Below are 16639 nucleotides of genomic sequence, written 5' to 3'. Positions count from 1 at the left end.
GATCGTTAAGAAGACAATCTATCGGAGTTCTGCAAGAATTACTGATCGACAAAGGAACCAAGTGAAGAGAGTTTTGCGTAGTCAAGGGTATCAGGGAAGAATTAGTAGTATTCGATATACTCGGGTAAATTACAAGTATTCCTTTAAAGTATCCGTGAAGTATCAGGGGAGTGTCGGTAAGTTTTTGGTTAATACAAAGAATGAGACAGTTGAATTTAAGGGAATGGTCTAGGAGTAATACCAGTAATTTTCACAAACTTCCTTTCCCCAATTAAAGTCAATCTGCGACCTATACCACTTCTTTTTTGGACAAGTTCACAATCAAAAAAGAACGGAATGTTGTTCCCTCGGTAATGAATCAGGTTACTTGGGATAAGCCGCCTTATGTAAAGTAAGAATCGGTATAGCTGGCAAATTACAAGTTTAATCCGAACAAGCCCGGAATCTTTCAATGGCAGTCTGTTGATGATGTATTTTTAATGGTCGTTGATTAATTAGTTCAAGTGCTGCTAGGATCTCATCAGTCGTTACTTGGCTAAAATTGGTCTTTTTCGGGAAGAACCAGCGTAACCGTCTATTAAAATATTCATTGGAACCTCGCTCCCATGGTGAATATGGATGGCAAAAATAAACTTTGATCTGATAATCCTGTTCTAAGGCCTGATAATTGGCAAACTCTTTACCATGATCAACAGTAATGGATTTTACTTGGGGACCGAAGGCCCCCATAAACTTGCCAAAGGCGGTGTTTAGAGCCTTAGCCGTTCTATTAGGGGCTTTGATGGCCCATAGAAGTCGGGTCTTACGTTCTACGAATGTAACCAGACATGATCGTGACTCACTTCGACTAGAAAGCACCGTATCTACTTCCCAATGACCAAAAGCTAACCGTTGATTAACAGTTGTTGGCCGTTGTTCGATGGAAGTCCCACTTGTAAATTTCCCACGATTTTCGCTCACTCGGTGCTGGCGGACATTCCGATTGGGTAGATCAGTCAATTTGAAGGGGAGCCAGCCACGATTAAGCCAATTATAAATTGACGCAGTGCTCAAGTTATAAGCGGCCGCAATGGTTTCTGGTGACCAGGTTAATCGTAAGTGATTGGTAATTAAAGTCGCTAATGCTGCCGTCAGCATCGAACGACGACCGCAATTCCGCCTTTTGCGATCTGCATCTTGCTGAGCTAATTCTGGATCATAAGGTTTAACCCGGTCCAACTCATAGCTAATCGTAGCTTTGGCGACGCCTAAGGCGTCAGCCATTACTTGGTAAGATTTATTCCCCTCATTGACCAGTTGTGCTAGTGCGCCACGTTGAAAACGTGATAAAGTAGATGTACCCAAAGTAATCACTCCCTATATTGGTTGGAATTAGCTACTACCATTGTAAGAACCTGTTTAAAATCTGGACAATTTGATATGATAGTTCAAAAAAGGATGATAACTTATGAACTACCCCAGCAATCCCTCACGGCACCAATTTGAACTAATTCGGCCCGATTTAGAAGCAGCTCGGCAATCCACTAGGCCTCGCAAATATGACCTTTATGATTTATTTTGTGCTGTCGCGTATGTTTTAAAAACCGGTTGTCAATGGCGACAGTTACCGGCTGATTTTCCTAACTGGCAATCAGTCTATTACTACTATCGCGTATGGTCTGAGGAACAAATTATTGATGAACCTTCTATTTTGGATAAATGTTTAAAAAAATTATCTTTACCCTACGGGAAAAACAATCACGCTCGGCTAAAACATCTTTCATAATTATTGATGCCCAAAGCGTTAAAAATACCGATACGGCGGAGCATCACGGTTATGACGGTGGCAAACGTATATCTGGCATCAAACGGCACTTAGCTGTTGATATTAACGGCTTACCTCAAGCAATTCATATAACGACAGCTAATGTTTCGGATCGTGATGGGGCCAGTGCTATGTTAGCCCTCAACTATGATCATTTAAGACAAGTTAAGTCAGTTTTGGTAGATGGCGGCTACACAGGTTCCAATTTTGCAGCTGACGTTTACACTAATTTAAAAGCCACCGTGCAGGTGGCTAAACGCAATGAGCTTCATAAATTTGAAGTATTACCGCAACGCTGGATTATTGAACGATCTTTCAGTTGGTTAGATAAATGTCGCCGTCTCTGGAAAAATTGTGAACGTCAACTTAACACTAGTCGTCAAATGGTCATTTTAGCTTTTTTAGTATTGCTGCTCAAGAGATTTTAAACAGGTTCTAAGTGATTGCTTTGGGCTTTTTAATTTCTGTTCGGATTAATTATAGAATTTGCCCATCGTAAAAATAAGTGCTAAAATCGCAATGTAAGCGTTTTATTTTTGTCAATTAATAGATACTCGTTGACAAGAACAATGCTGAACATGCGACATCATTTCAGATTTGGAGGAGATTATCCATGAAATTTACGAAAATTGTTAGTTTGTTAGCTGTGACTGCTGGTGCCTTGGCTCTAGTGGCAGTACCCAGCAATGCGCAGGCCAAGACCAAGAAGAAAGCAGCAGTTAAACCCGTGACGATTTATTTAACGCGGCATGGTGAAACGACTGGAAACGTGATGGGACGGGTTCAAGGATGGAGCGACTTCCCACTGACCAGCAATGGGGTTGCCGTTGCCAACAACTTGGGACGCGGCTTGAAGGGCAAGACTTTTAAAGTGGCCTATGCTGGGAATTTGACTCGGCAACAAGTGACGGCCAAGCAAGCGCTCAAGTACTCGGGAAACAAGAAGGTTAAAGTCAACGTATCCAAATACTTACGTGAAGGCGGCTACGGCAGTTTTGAAGGTGACAGTATTGCAGCTGATAATGCCTTAATTGCCGGTGTGTACGGCTTCAAGTCTGGTGATGAAATGATGGCCAAGCAAGGTAAAGACTACTGGAATCTGTTACAGAATGCCTACTACAAACTTGATCAAGAAAATAGCCAAAAGACCAATCTGGTGGCTAGTGATCGAGCAGAAAGTTCTAAGCAAGTGCAAAAGCGGATGTCTAAGGAATTGTTAACCATTGCCAAGGCTACGCAAAAACGGGGCGGCGGTAACGCACTAGTTGTTAGTTCTGGGATGTCCATCAATGAATATCTCTCATCAATGGCTGGTAGCAAGTATACGGGCGCACCGCTGAAGAATGCAGCAGTGACAAAATTAACTTACAAGAATGGTAAATTAGCCGTTAGTGGACCGATTGGTTCCATGGTTTATGTGGACAAGGGCGCTAAGTTAGCTAAATAGATGAATGTAGATGACTTCACAGTTATATTGGGGTCATCTTTTTTATACAATCTACTATTTAAGTAAGCTAGATCAAAATAAAATTTTAGATTTGACGCTTGACCTAAAATCAAAAAGAAGAGGTAAGGGTCAAAAGATAATTCAACAGCGATCAAGTAAAAGGAAGCACAAAGAAAGTAAAGTAGAGCTTACACAAAGAATTCAAAAACAGTTAAAAGACTTTGCTAAACACAATCCTGAAAATAAAAACGATCGGCCTAGTTATTGGGTTGATCGTTTTTTAATTTATCCGGTTTATGGGCGTTGACATAGTCAGCGAATGTTTTTAAAAGTTCTTCGGTTTGTTCGACCGAGAGGTTATTAGCTTGAAAGTACTTTTCTAATAAAGCCCCTTTTTGAATTAATCGGCGAGAACGGGTTTTTCGTTCTTGTTGATTTTCATAATACTTAGATTGGCGTAACTTAAAATCTTCCCGCTCAATTTTTTGTTTTAAACGCGCTTGTTGTTCAATTAGTTTTTCATATTGATTAGGCATGGAATTTCCCCATCTCCTATGACTAATGATCTACGGACTTTTCCTTTAAAAACTCGGATACTTTTTTGGATAAGGACTTGATATTGTCATTAGATAAATTAGCATAATCTAAATTGGCTTGACTGATGATTTGTTTACCTAGCCGTTGTTCAATCTTATTTTTTTCGTCCTTAATTTTTTGATTAAGGGCTTTTAATTTAGCTTCTTGTTTTTCTAAGTTACTTTGAGACATAACGATCCCTCCAATCATATTAGAAATAATCACCGAAACTATATCATATAGGAAACGTTAAGTCAAAGTATAAAATTTGAAATAGAGAAGAGGAAGGCATACACTAAATTAAAGTTAAGATAATCAGAAGATCGAGTGAAACAAGGTCAATGCGCACTTACACACAACAACTAAAGTTGGTTGTGTTATTGTGCTAAACCCTTGTATCAGAAGTCGCCGTTGGCGAAAACAAAAGCAAACCCATAAACCCAAAGAAAGGTGGTGACCGACATGGCAATTTTTCACATGAGTTTTCAAAATATTAGTGCTGGTAAAGGACGTAGTGCCATTGCTGGAGCTGCTTATCGAAGTGGTGAAAAGTTATTCGATCAAAAAGAAGGTCGAAGCTATTTTTATGCTCGGTCAGTCACGCCAGAAAGCTTTATTTTGACACCAAAGAATGCGCCAGCATGGGCGAGTGATAGAGAGAAATTATGGAATGAAGTCGAAAGAAAAGATCGGCGAGCAAATTCACGCTATGCAAAAGAGTTTAACGTGGCTTTACCAGTTGAATTAAGTGAAGACGAACAGAAAGAATTATTGACAAAATATGTACAAGAAAATTTTGTTGATGAGGGTATGGTATCCGATGTGGCAATTCATCGCGATCACCCAGATAATCCGCACGCTCATATTATGCTAACTAATCGTCCATTTAATCCAGACGGAACATGGGGATTGAAAAGTAAAAGGGAAAATATATTAGATGAAAATGGGAACAAGACTTATACAGGAAATAGTCGTTTTCCAAGATCAAGAAAGGTGTGGCTAGTTGATTGGGATAAAAAAGAAAAAATTACTGAATGGCGGCACAATTGGGCGGCTAGTGTAAATCAAGTTTTAGAGCAAAAAAATATTCCGGATCGGATCAGTGAAAAATCATTTATCGAGCAGGGAATAGATGATACACCAACTCAACATGAGGGAATCAATAGCAAGCGGCATGAAAGAAAAGAATTTAACCAACAAGTAAAGAACTATCGCAAGGCCAAAGCCAGTTATAAAAACAACCAAGAAAAAGTAATCAATAGAGGTCATTTAGATAGTCTAAGCAAACATTTATCGTTTAATGAAAAACGGGTGGTCAATGAGTTAAGTCATGAACTGAAAACTTATATAAGTTTGGAGAGCCTAGATGATAAACGGCGCATGCTATTTAATTGGAAAAATAGCACCTTAATTAAACATGCAGTTGGTGAAGATGTGACTAAAGAATTATTGACAATTAACCAACAAGAAAGCTCATTAAAAAAGGCAGATGAACTCTTAAATAAAGTGGTCGATCGTACTACGAAAAAACTTTATCCCGAGCTTAATTTTGAACAGACCACACAAGCTGAAAGACGAGAATTAATTAAGGAAACCGAAAGCGAGCAAACAGTTTTCAAAGGCAGTGAATTAAACGAACGTTTAATGAATATTCGTGATGATTTATTGACCCAGCAATTATTGACCTTTACCAAGCGGCCATACGTTGGTTTTAAGTTATTAATGCAACAAGAAAAAGAGGCCAAAATCGATCTGAAATATACGCTAATGATCCACTCTGATAGCTTAGAAAGCCTAGAACACGTCGATAAAGGCCTACTAGAAAAGTATTCACCAGCAGAACAGCAAACGATTACGAGAGCAGTCAAAGACCTACGGACAATCATAGCAGTTAAGCAAGTCATTCAAACGCAATACCATGAAGTATTGAAAAGAGCCTTTCCTAATGGTGATTTAGATGATCTTTCACTAGTTAGACAAGAACAGGCCTATACAGCCGTGATGTACTATGATCCAACTTTAAAGCCATTAAAAGTCGAAACAATGGCACAATGGCAAGAAAACCCACCGAGGGTTTTCAGTACCCAAGAACATCAATTAGGGTTAGCTTATTTATCGGGACAGCTTAGCTTAGATCAGTTAGAGAATCATCACTTACAACGGGTTTTAAAGCATGACGGCACTAAACAACTCTTTTTGGGTGAATGTAAAGTCGATCCAACGATTAAGAACAGTCAGATTGAGAAAATCCAAAAACAGTTAAAAGAGCAACAAGCTAAGGACGATCAATATCGAAAATCCCAGCTGGCACATTATCAACCGTTAAATTATAAGCCAGTTAGTCCAAACTACTACTTAAAGACGGCCTTTAGTGACGCGATCATGACTGTTCTATATGCTCGTGATGAAGATTACCAACGACAAAGACAGGCGCAAGGTTTAAAAGAGACTGAGTGGGAAATGGCGAAAAAGCAACGGCAACACCAAACTCGAAATCGGCATGAAGATGGGGGCATGCACTTGTAATCGGAATAAAAAATGCACCGTTAAACCTGGTTAAAAGCGGCTGAACAAGGCAAAACAGAATTAGAACAAAAGCTGAATCATAAGGAGTGAACGAACATGACCACTGTTATCTTAGCTGAAAAACCCAGTCAAGCCCGTTCATACGTCCAAGCCTTTCAAAAGAGCACAAAAAAACAGGGTTACTATACGGTTAGCGACCCTGTTTTGCCCGAAAATACGCTTGTCACGTATGGTCTCGGACATTTAGTTGAACTAGCCACACCGGATAAATATGATCAGAAATATCAGCAATGGGCCTTATCTAATTTACCGATTTTCCCCGATAAATACAAGTTTGTGGTATCAGCTAGTAAAAAAGATCAATTCAAGGTCGTCAAAGACCTGTTAACGAAGGCCGATACCATTATTGTTGCCACCGATAGTGGTCGGGAAGGCTCTAATATTGCGTGGTCGATCATGAACCAAGCGCATATTGATGTTAAGTCGAAAACGATTAAGCGCCTTTGGTTGAATAGCCTAGAAAAAGACGCGATTATTACCGGCTTTAAAAATCTTGGTGATTGGCACAAAGACTATTTGGCTTATAAAGAAGCCCAAACCCGTCAAATTAGTGACTGGTTAATTGGTATGAATGGCAGTCCTTTATATACTTTGTTGTTAAGACAAAAAGGGGTGCGCGGGGTGTACTCAATTGGTCGCGTGCAGACGCCAACCTTGTATATGGTTTATCGAAGAGACCAGGCAATCAAAAACTTTAAGCCGGAACCCTATTTTGAACTAAATGCGGAAATTTTAGCCAATCAGCAAAAATTCGCCGCGAAATTAGACCCCTATCAGCGGTTTAAAGACGAAGTAGGGCTAATGACATTCATGCAAGCTAAACACGTTCAGAAAGTCTCACAGGACGGTTTAATCAAGAACGTCCAAAAACAAGGTAAAAAGCGTGCTAGTCCCCAACTATTCTCGCTATCCAGTCTGCAAAGTGCGATGAATAAACGGTATCATGCCAGTGCCAGCCAAACCTTAGCGGCCATTCAGAGTTTGTACGAAGCCAAGTTCCTTAGCTATCCCCGAACCGATTGTGCTTATATCACTGATGAAGAATTTGAGTATTTAGTGGCTAATCTGACGAAGTATCTGGGGTTAGTCTCTAAGCAAGTCGCTTTAACCAATACCACCCCGAATAAACGTTACGTCAATGGGAAAAAGGTTGAAGAACACTACGCTATTATCATGACTAAAGTTGTGCCGACGAAAAATCAATTAGCGGCCTTACCTAAATTACAGCAACAGGTCTATGACTTGGTTTTAAGAACGACGTTAGCGATGTTTGCTGATCCGTATGAGTACGAGGAAACCACCATTATCACCCAAGTTGGTGGCGCCAATTTTAAAGCAACGGGTAAGGTCCCAACGAAGCAAGGTTGGCAAGCATTATTTGATGATCACACAGCCGACCAGCAAGCAGCAGCAACTTTACCGCTCGTTCACCAAGGCGATCAAGTCCAAGCAAATCTGCAAACACCGCAAAAAGAAACGACACCACCGGTACCCTTTACCGAAGGTACCCTGATTACGGCCATGAAGACCGCCGGCAAAACGCTTGATGATGAAGAAGCCCAAGCGATTCTTAAAGATGTGCAAGGCATTGGGACAAGTGCAACCCGGGCCAATGTGCTGGAAGTGTTAAAGAAACGCGGCTATCTCGTCACTGAAAAGAACAAGCTACACGTCAGTGAAGCCGGAATTACTTTATGTAAAGCGGTTGAACTCGAACCCTTGCTAACTAGCCCAGAAATGACGGCTAAATGGGAGCAAGCATTACAGCAAATCAGTACCGAAGAACGCACCCCAGATAACTTTTTGAGCCAGATTAAGAAGTTTGTGGCGAAGTTAATTGCTGATGTCCCCACACAATTAACCGGCAATTCAGCCATTAAGCAACAAATCAATCACCAACAGCAAGCACAAAAGTCCGACGAGGTCTTCTTAGAAACACCGCAAGCGACCGTTTTAAATAAACAGAAGTTTTACATTGTAAAGCCTAAGCAAGGCGAAAGCTTTACCCTGCCCAAGAAATGGAGCAGTAAGACCCTCGGTAAGACCGCAATTAAAGCGTTGGTCACCAAGGGGGAAACCAGCAAATTAAAGGGTTTCAAGAGTAAAAAAGGAAAGTCGTTTGACGCCAAGTTAAAGCTTGACGGCCATAAATTAAGTTTTGATTTTGATTAGAACCTGCCTACCGCCCTACACTACGTTCCGGTTGGTGAACCCGTCATTTAGGTTCACTTTTACAACCCTAAAAGTAAACCCAAACAACGGGTGAGATTAGCAAAGCAAAGGAGATCATAAAATGGATAATAAATTAGCAGTCATTGGGAGTGAATTACCAGTTTTACAGGCTAAAGGAACCTACAAGTATTTAAAAGAAATCACTGGTAACGGAGCCTATTATCAAGTGGCTTGGCAAAAATTAGCTGATGGCTACATCGCCCTTTATGGCACGACCTCAATTCAAACAAAAGTGGCTCCCATACTGAATGATATTTTTGAAGATGAGGAGGGGTAACTTATGCCAAATAAAGCAGATGTTAAGGCTTGGAAAGCACAATTAGTCGCCCAGGCTGAACAGCAAATCCTAAAATTAACTGATAGTGACCAATTTAAAAAGTATCTCAATACCCTGGCTAAATTTCATCGTTATAGCGCCAGAAACATTGATTTAATTTATGCGCAAAATCCTCAAGCCACTCAAGTCGCCGGTTTTAAGCAATGGCAGAAGGCTTTTAACCGCACCGTCAACCGGGGCGCAAAAGCGATTCGGATTGCGGCTCCGATCATTAAGAAGCTAACACCAGCCGAGCAGAAGCATCTTGATACCACCGATGAGCGCGCCATTGTCGGTTATCGCTATCTACCCGTCTTTGATGTGGCACAAACTAGCGGTGAACCAGTGTTAAGTGCTAAAGACTTTGTCAAAGAAAATTTGGCCGATCATCAGAATGTGACAAGCTTGTATAACGCATTCAAGGACTATCTAAACCAGCAAACCGACCTTAAAGTCAGTGAAGTGCCTTTAGCGACGCTAAATGGGGCTAAGGGGTATTTTCAACCCAGCACTAATGAAATTGTTATTGGTGGTGATGAATCCGATAATGCTTTGAAACTAAAGACGTTATACCACGAATATGCGCATAGCCAGCTACACGGCTTAAAATCAGCCTTTAAAGATCGGCCACGAGCCTATCAGGAAACCCAGGCCGAAGCGGTTGCATATGTCGCCATGCAAAACATTGGCGTTGATACCAGTAACTATTCACTCGGTTATGTGGCTACCTGGGCTAAAGATACAGCTGTGATCCATAGTGCTTTAAGTGAAATCCAGCAAGTTAGCAACAAAGTGATTGAGCTTAGCGATGGCTTAACCAAACAATTAGGCTTACAAGAAACACAAAAAGAGCCTGAGCATGATTTAAAAAAGCTATCAGCCCAAACACTTAATAAGTCCTATCGAAGCTTGCAACAACAAGTTCAGCAAGCAACGAATCCACAACAAAAATCAGAACTAAAAAATAAATTAAATGATGTACACCAGAAAATCAGTAATCGAACGCAAAAACAGCTGCAAGCATTTGCTAAAAAGAATCCAGAAATTAAACAACCAGATTCTGAACCCGATCAAAGTCTAAAACGTTAGCCAGTTTTTAAAGGGCATGCTATAATGGAGACAGAAAAAGGAAGCCCTGCGCTAACAAGACTTCCCATGCAAGCCGCTTCAAAGGCGGTGGCATTAGTTAACTAAACGATACTGTCGTCCCGTAACTCGCCAAAGTTATAATCGGGGCGGCTTTTTTATTTGTTCCTTTTGTCGATGTATGTTAGCAACGCTAAAATAAACATTGCAAATAGCAACATCAACGAGAGTGTCTGGAAGACGCTCATTGACTGTGAAACCTTCCTGAAGATTATTCCATGTTCCCATGGGCCTCACCTCGCAAGGGAAAAGACAGCCACCGCCCTTAAAACTTCCTGCGTAATCCATTATACAGGTGAATTAAGTGTTGACCAAGCACAATAAAAATTAAGTCATGGGGTTTCATAGGATCCTAAATTTGATCAAATTAAGCTCAGCAAAACATCTTTTGTAGATACCCTTTTTTTAGTTCCTGGAGTTTTTCAAGCTTACGCTGATGAAGAGTGATAGTTCCATCTAGTTGTTTAAAGAATGATCCAATTTTTTGTTGTTCTGAAAGTTCAGGAACCAACACAGGTTGATTTAAAAACTCATCAACGACTAACTCATTCATCATTGTTCCCAGTTTTGTCGAATTAACAATCGGATAACGCATTATTGGTTCATAGTGAATATACTGTTTCCAGAATTTTATAGGCATATCCTGAGTTGGACGTAATGTCGTGAAACGCGGTGACATAATGCCATCTCCAATGTCATTCAACACAAATCGGCCAAACGCAAATCGCTTACTGGTATGACCTTCAAAAGCAATATCGCCTTCCCGCAGAACTTTATAAGATACTAGAGAGTCTTCAGCCGCCCCATTACCTTCTTTCTTAAAACGCATAGTCGCAATTGAAATTGTTCTGTCCGAACTGAACTGATCTTTATTTCGCTCAAGGTTCTTTTTGTACAGCTCACCAAAATTACGCTGTTCCCAAGCGTCAGCAAACCCTGAAAATCTTAATTGCGGGAACTTGCTACCATTTTTAGGGAACATTTTTTGCAAATAGCCCTGTTTAAGTTCCTTAAGCTTAGCTAACTTACGCTGATGAAGAGTGATAGTGTTATCTAACTGTTTAAAGAAGGTACCTATTTTCTTTTGTTCCTCAATTATCGGAACAAAAGAAATGAAATTTTCTACACTGCCTTTAGAGATATTCAGTTGTGACATTCCAGCTCCTTGTGCCTTGAAATAATATTGGTGTGCATTGATATAGGAGAACAGAAATTGTGGATCAGCGGTCGCATTTGGTCTCAATAAAGCAACACGCTGATTAAGTACAAACCTATCATCTTCCGGTATCAATGCAACACGTCCCAACAAATCACCATGACCAACGTCACTAAGAATCATGACTAAATCATCTTTCTGGAGGGTATCATCTGCTTCATCAATAAATTTACCCGAATGTTTTAAACCACCTGAAATAGAGATAGAATTTAGGTTTATCAATTCAAGTTTTCCGATCGTAGATTGCTTATCCTCATGCCCCTTACCATTCTTATAATTCGTCATTGATACCAACTTACGCTCTTCCCAAGGATCAGTGAAACCTTTAAATCTTAATTGCGGATATTTAGCTTGTTTAGCATTCATTAGTGGTCCTCCGATTTTGACTGGTCATTAACGTGAGTGGCTACTAACTGGCTAGCTAATTCATTAAAGGCTTGTTCATTCTGACTGATTTCCTGGTCCAGTTGCTTTAGATCAGTTTTAACTTGATCCAGATCAATCTCGGGTTCCGGTTCAAATGTATCAACGTAGCGCGGAATATTTAAATTATAATCATTCTCTTTGATTTCTGCCGGTGAGGCCACATGGGCATATTTATCGACATCTTGCCGGTTTTGATAAGTGGTCACAATTTTTTGAATATTCGCTGCCGTTAGCTTATTTTGATTCTTGTCCTTTTCAAATTCCCGGGACGCATCAATAAACAAGACGTCATCAGTGGTTTTATGTTTCTTTAAAATCATGATTAACGTTGGAATACTGGTGGAATGAAAAATATTGGCGGGTAGTCCAATAATGGCATCAATCCGGTTATCTAACAGGAGCTTTTGGCGAATCTTGCCTTCTTTAGCACCCCGAAATAATACGCCATGGGGTAAGACAATGCCCATAGTCCCGTGTTCCTGCAAATGATAAAAGCCATGTAGTAGGAAGGCAAAGTCGGCTTTAGATTTAGGTGGTAAGACGCCATAGTCGCGGAAACGGGGATCAGACAAGCGTTTATCACTGTTATCCCAGTGTGCCGAGTAGGGCGGGTTCATGACGACCGCATCAAATAAGTAAGGTTCGTCAACCGGCCAATCTTTACTTAACGTGTCACCATTGCGTAAGTGCATATCGTCATACGAGACTCGATGTAACATTAGGTTCATACGGGCCAGGTTATAGGTCGTGGTGTTCAATTCTTGGCCGTGATAACTCACTAAATTGGGGTCTTGCACGTGCTGTCCGACATTTAATAGCAGCGAACCAGAACCAACTGCTGGATCATAGACAGTCCGCAATTGGTTGTCACCTGCATTGCGCTGATAAGTCACAATCTGGGCAATAATGTCGGACACCTGCCGTGGAGTATAAAATTCACCCGCCTTCTTACCAGAATCACTGGCAAATTGCGCGATTAAGTATTCATAGGCGTCACCTAAGACGTCGCCTTGATGATGGACGAGATCAATCGCATTTAAAGCTAACATGGTATCACTGATAGTTTGATTCCGTTGTTGTAAAGAACTGCCTAATTTATTACTACTTAAATCCACATCGGCAAACAATCCCGAAAAGTCTTGTGCTGAAGATAGATTTTGTGTCGACTGTTCCAGATCATGAAGTGCTTGAGATAAATCGTCTAACGCAAAAGTATGGGCTTGAATCTTGCCAATCAGGGTGGCGTACAACGCCTGGGGTTGAATTAAATAGCCGAGCGTGTTTTGCAAATACTCCACTAAACTGGGCTGCACCGAGACGCCTTCCAACTCGAACTGCGGATCCATATACTGAGCATATTTCCGGGTGACATTTTCGGTTTCGCCTGCCCAATCACTAAAGGTCGTTAAGGTTTTCTCAGATAGAAACCGATAAAAAATTAACCCCAATAAATAATTTTTATATTCAGAAGCGTCCATTTTCCCGCGTAAGACATCGGCCGCATTCCATAGGGCGTTTTCAAGTTGACTAGCTTGAGTTGTTTTTTCTGACATTGTTTAACCTCACTTATTTTTGTAGATAAATTGCTAAATCGTGTTCAATAAACTGCCGCCAAGCGGCCTGGGACTTAATCCGGTATAGTGGCAAAATAGCTGGAATCTTCGGCCCAGTGGCAGTTTGAGCTTGTAAGGCCGCTGCTAAATTCGCTGACTGCGTTAATTCTTGTTCATGATGCCATTCATCGGTACCCACGGTGTGTTCACGTGCCACCCGTAATAGGGCTGCTTGATCTAAGCCCCACGTGTGGGCAAAGGTCGTCGTTTTTTTGACCAATTGTTTCTGGGCGTAATCAGCCACCAACTCCCGAGCATTCAACGCTACTGGCGCTTGATTTGGGGTGCTCTGTTGCTGAGACTGTTGCATTTGTTGCTCAATATAAGGCATGGCTTCGCGAATTAATTGAGCCTGTTGCGGTTGCGTTTCCGCTAATTTATTCAAACTAGCCTGTACTTTGGCACTGTTTTGCAGGTAATCGGTCATATGCGCTTGGGCTTGATCAGGCGTCGAGTACCGTTGCTGTTCATCAATCCAATCTTGAATTAATTGCGTCAAATAATCATAATCCACCAAGACGACTGAACCAACGGCCAAGGAAAAGTCTAAGGCAGCTAATTCTTCGGGGACTTTCTCAGGCTCTTGGTTAGTAACCGCCGCTTTAATCCGCAGATATTTACCCGTATAGGATTCTACTTCGGGCTGAGCGATACCAAAGGCCTTTTCACTATTTTTCCAAGTGAAATCGTTGTACATGGATAAGGAATTCAATTGCTGATTCACTTGGCGAAAGGCTTTCACAAACTGTACCTTGGCAGTGGTTCCTTTCAGGTCATCGGCCGCCGTCGGCGTTTGAGCAATGGCTTTTAAATCCACCACAGCCTTTTGAAATTTTAAGACGGCCTGCTGATAAGTGGGACGAATGATGACATTAAAGGAGCCTTCGCCACTATATAACTTGTAAGCTTCACGTTCATTAGCTTCCATGATTGCCGGCACCCGAAAGGTCACAATTTGACCCTCTTGTTTTAATTCCCGGTTTTGGAGCCGGTTGGTGCGTGAGTAGGCTTGAATGAGTTCTTGATAAGCTAAGGTGCGGTCAACAAAGAGCGTGTTTAGCCGAGGGGCATCAAAACCCGTTAATAACCGGCGGACGACAATCACTAAATTTATTTCTTGATCAGGTTTCAGATGAGCAAAGACCGCCTCACGCCGGGCGGCCCGTTTCGCGACATCTTCGTTATAGAGATTCAAATCGGCTAAATCAAAATTAGTGTGATACTGCTGATTATAATCTTTTAAAATAGTGGCCATTTGGTCATGTTTTTGCGCACTCTGATCTTCGTTTTCACTTAATGAATAAGTAATCGCAATGCGGGGCCAATCAGAATCCAGCTGATTGTGAGTAGTCTTTTTCGTGGCCTTAAAGGCTTGATAATAGCGTTGCGCCATTTCAATGGAACTGGTGGTCAAAATAGCATTATAGTTGCCATGACCCAAACTCGTTTTACGTGGGCCTTTTTGTAAAATATATTGAACAACTTGGTTAATATGTTCATCAGTCTCAAAGTCAGCCGGAGTTAAATACGTTGCTTCCAAGTCCTTCACTGACATCGCTTGAATCTTGGCTTGAATTTTTGCTTCATCAGCTGTACTCAGCAGGCGGCCTTGCTTATCACGACGCGCTTTGACGCGCTGGGTTTCTTTTTCGAGAGCCCGGGTTATTAACGTGTCTTTGCCAATCGTCGTTACGTGTTCCACGTTAAACGGTAACACGGCTTGGTCCTCTAAGGCGTCTCGCAAGTTATAAACGTGACAGACTTTACCAAATAGCTCCTCAGTCGTAACCGCTAGATCACCCTTGAGCTGTTTCTTATTTTCGTTAAAGATGGGGGTGCCGGTGTAACCGTACCAGTTACTATTAATAAACGCTGCGCGAATTTCCTTTTGCATCTTACCAAACTGCGACCGGTGGGCTTCGTCAACAAAGAAGATCACCCGTTGTTTTAAGGTCTTACTAAAACAGGATTGCTTGCCGGTTGCCAACTGGGCTTGTGTTTTTTTGACCGCCCGGTGAAGTTTTTGAATCGAGGTGACCAAGACCTTACCATCATTTTGTTGCAACTTACGCATTAAATCACCGGTATTTTGCGCTTCGTTAATGGCAATATCATCATTGGCAGCATAGGCACTAAAGTTGCTAGTCGTCTGTTCGTCTAAGTCTCGCCGGTCAACTAAGAAGATGACCTTATCGACACCAGGATCTTGCGCAGCTAGTTTAGCAGTTTTATATGAGGTGAGTGTCTTACCAGAACCCGTGGTATGCCAAACAAAGCCATCTTGATGGTCATGAATTCGATGCATGACAGCCTCAATGGCATAAATTTGGTAGGGCCGTAAGAGAATTAGGCTTTGCCGCTCTTGGTCGATGACCGTATATTCACTGACCATTTTGTGGGCCATGGGAATATTAAGAACCTGGCGCGTGAACGCTAGGCCATTTTCCACGGGGTGATTATCCCGCGTTCGCCAATTAAACAAAAAGGCTTTATTGAAGTGATCCGGTTCGGCATTCGCAAAATACGCCGTACTATCCGGCGTCATAATCACAAACATTTGCAGCAGCGAGTAAATCCCCGTATATTTACCTTCCTGCGCGTATTTTTCAATTTGATTAAAAGCCTGGTTAAGTTCGACCGTGGCTTTTTTTAGTTCCAATTGAATTAAGGGTAACCCATTAATCAATAGGGTTACGTCAAAACGGCGATCAGGATCGACATCTTGAGTACCAGCTAACCGTGGTCGCACTGCTTGTCGCACCACTTCATAACTAGATTTACCGCCAGCAACGTCCGCTTTCCAAAACAACTCGAGCGTCACCGTGCCCAGCTTAGCATCATCACGTTCAACTTCAACTTTGCCAATGCCATTTTCGGCGGCTAGTAACTTAGCTGCTTCGTAAGGTGTCCGGACCTCAATCGCCCGTTTAACCTGATTAAATTCGGTATCAGTTAAAGGGTGTCCCTGCAATTTAGCATAGTTATTGTTATTTAATTTATCGCGAAAATTAGCCCATAATTGATCCGGCGTCGCACCATACAGGTCTTTTCGTTCCACCCATTGATTACTTCCGGTCGTTAAGGTTTTAACAACTTCTTTTTCAAATGACAGTTCCAACATAAAAACATTCCTTCCCCCACCTTTAAATTACTCACTAGTTTATTATACGCGAACAGATTAGCGTTTAGGCTTCATAATTTGGTAGATTGTAAAATTAATCCGAACGCTGTTCGGACAAAAAAGATCAGCTTCCTTTAAAATGGTGTTTACCACAAA

General features: G+C 41.5%; 13 protein-coding genes and 1 pseudogene. 7 read left to right on the top strand and 7 right to left on the bottom strand.

Features of this window, described 5'->3' with window-relative positions; genetic code table 11:
* Positions 1-423: 423 nt before the first annotated feature.
* Positions 424-1344: an IS30-like element ISLsa1 family transposase gene (locus JUF13_RS13840; RefSeq protein WP_011373852.1), complete on the bottom strand. Its 921-nt coding sequence runs from the start codon at positions 1342-1344 to the stop codon at positions 424-426.
* A 103-nt stretch (positions 1345-1447) separates the two neighbouring features.
* Here JUF13_RS13840 and JUF13_RS13835 point away from each other — a divergent pair.
* The 3 genes and pseudogenes from JUF13_RS13835 to JUF13_RS13825 form a co-directional block, all read left to right on the top strand.
* A protein-coding gene (locus tag JUF13_RS13835; protein ID WP_225083770.1) for an IS5 family transposase occupies positions 1448-2232 on the top strand; the annotation gives its coding sequence in 2 pieces (ribosomal slippage) (positions 1448-1730 and positions 1730-2232; 786 coding nt in all).
* A 185-nt stretch (positions 2233-2417) separates the two neighbouring features.
* Positions 2418-3251, top strand: coding sequence for a histidine phosphatase family protein (locus JUF13_RS13830; RefSeq protein ID WP_061777589.1), 834 nt, complete (start codon positions 2418-2420; stop codon positions 3249-3251).
* Positions 3252-3291: 40 nt separating this feature from the next.
* Positions 3292-3558, top strand: a pseudogene (locus JUF13_RS13825) (hypothetical protein); the annotation flags it as partial.
* Here the strand turns inward: JUF13_RS13825 and JUF13_RS13820 are convergent.
* Together JUF13_RS13820 and JUF13_RS13815 are read right to left on the bottom strand one after the other, a co-directional pair.
* On the bottom strand, positions 3509-3787 hold the full coding sequence (locus JUF13_RS13820; RefSeq protein ID WP_203640155.1) for a hypothetical protein: 279 nt from the start codon (positions 3785-3787) through the stop codon (positions 3509-3511). The pseudogene JUF13_RS13825 and the gene JUF13_RS13820 sit on opposite strands and share 50 nt — an antisense overlap.
* Before the next feature lie 22 nt (positions 3788-3809).
* Entirely contained in the window at positions 3810-4037 is a 228-nt protein-coding gene (locus tag JUF13_RS13815) for a hypothetical protein (protein ID WP_080952786.1), read from the bottom strand.
* Between the two features lie 252 nt (positions 4038-4289).
* On the opposite strand from JUF13_RS13815, the gene mobQ reads away from it, so the two are divergent.
* The 4 genes from mobQ (at position 4290) to JUF13_RS13795 (ending at position 10050) form a co-directional block, all read left to right on the top strand.
* A complete protein-coding gene (gene mobQ, locus JUF13_RS13810) occupies positions 4290-6353 on the top strand; it encodes a MobQ family relaxase (RefSeq protein WP_203640154.1) in 2064 nt (687 codons plus the stop codon).
* A 96-nt stretch (positions 6354-6449) separates the two neighbouring features.
* Positions 6450-8585: a type IA DNA topoisomerase gene (locus tag JUF13_RS13805; RefSeq protein WP_203640153.1), complete on the top strand. Its 2136-nt coding sequence runs from the start codon at positions 6450-6452 to the stop codon at positions 8583-8585.
* A 121-nt stretch (positions 8586-8706) separates the two neighbouring features.
* Complete coding sequence (locus JUF13_RS13800; protein WP_128485915.1) at positions 8707-8922, top strand: hypothetical protein; 216 nt, start codon at positions 8707-8709, stop codon at positions 8920-8922.
* Between the two features lie 3 nt (positions 8923-8925).
* Positions 8926-10050 carry an ArdC-like ssDNA-binding domain-containing protein gene (locus JUF13_RS13795; protein WP_203640152.1) on the top strand — a complete coding sequence of 375 codons (1125 nt, stop codon included), beginning with the start codon at positions 8926-8928 and terminating at the stop codon, positions 10048-10050.
* A 155-nt stretch (positions 10051-10205) separates the two neighbouring features.
* Here the strand turns inward: JUF13_RS13795 and JUF13_RS14575 are convergent, their stop codons facing one another.
* The 4 genes from JUF13_RS14575 to JUF13_RS13780 form a co-directional block, all read right to left on the bottom strand.
* The gene (locus JUF13_RS14575) at positions 10206-10268 is read right to left on the bottom strand and encodes a putative holin-like toxin (protein WP_230083882.1); all 63 of its coding nucleotides are present in this window, start codon (positions 10266-10268) and stop codon (positions 10206-10208) included.
* A 212-nt stretch (positions 10269-10480) separates the two neighbouring features.
* Positions 10481-11689 carry a restriction endonuclease subunit S gene (locus tag JUF13_RS13790; protein WP_203640151.1) on the bottom strand — a complete coding sequence of 403 codons (1209 nt, stop codon included), beginning with the start codon at positions 11687-11689 and terminating at the stop codon, positions 10481-10483.
* A complete protein-coding gene (locus tag JUF13_RS13785) occupies positions 11689-13302 on the bottom strand; it encodes a type I restriction-modification system subunit M (protein ID WP_203640150.1) in 1614 nt (537 codons plus the stop codon). The genes JUF13_RS13790 and JUF13_RS13785 overlap by 1 nt, the downstream gene beginning before the upstream one ends.
* 13 nt (positions 13303-13315) lie before the next feature.
* Positions 13316-16483 carry a type I restriction endonuclease subunit R gene (locus JUF13_RS13780; RefSeq protein ID WP_203640149.1) on the bottom strand — a complete coding sequence of 1056 codons (3168 nt, stop codon included), beginning with the start codon at positions 16481-16483 and terminating at the stop codon, positions 13316-13318.
* Between the last annotated feature and the right edge of the window lie 156 nt (positions 16484-16639).

Origin of the sequence: Levilactobacillus wangkuiensis (assembly GCF_016861605.1) — a bacterium.
Lineage (GTDB): Bacteria > Bacillota > Bacilli > Lactobacillales > Lactobacillaceae > Levilactobacillus > Levilactobacillus wangkuiensis.
The sequence above is the reverse complement of the archived record's forward strand: the minus strand, read 5'-3'. Positions and strand labels throughout refer to the sequence as shown.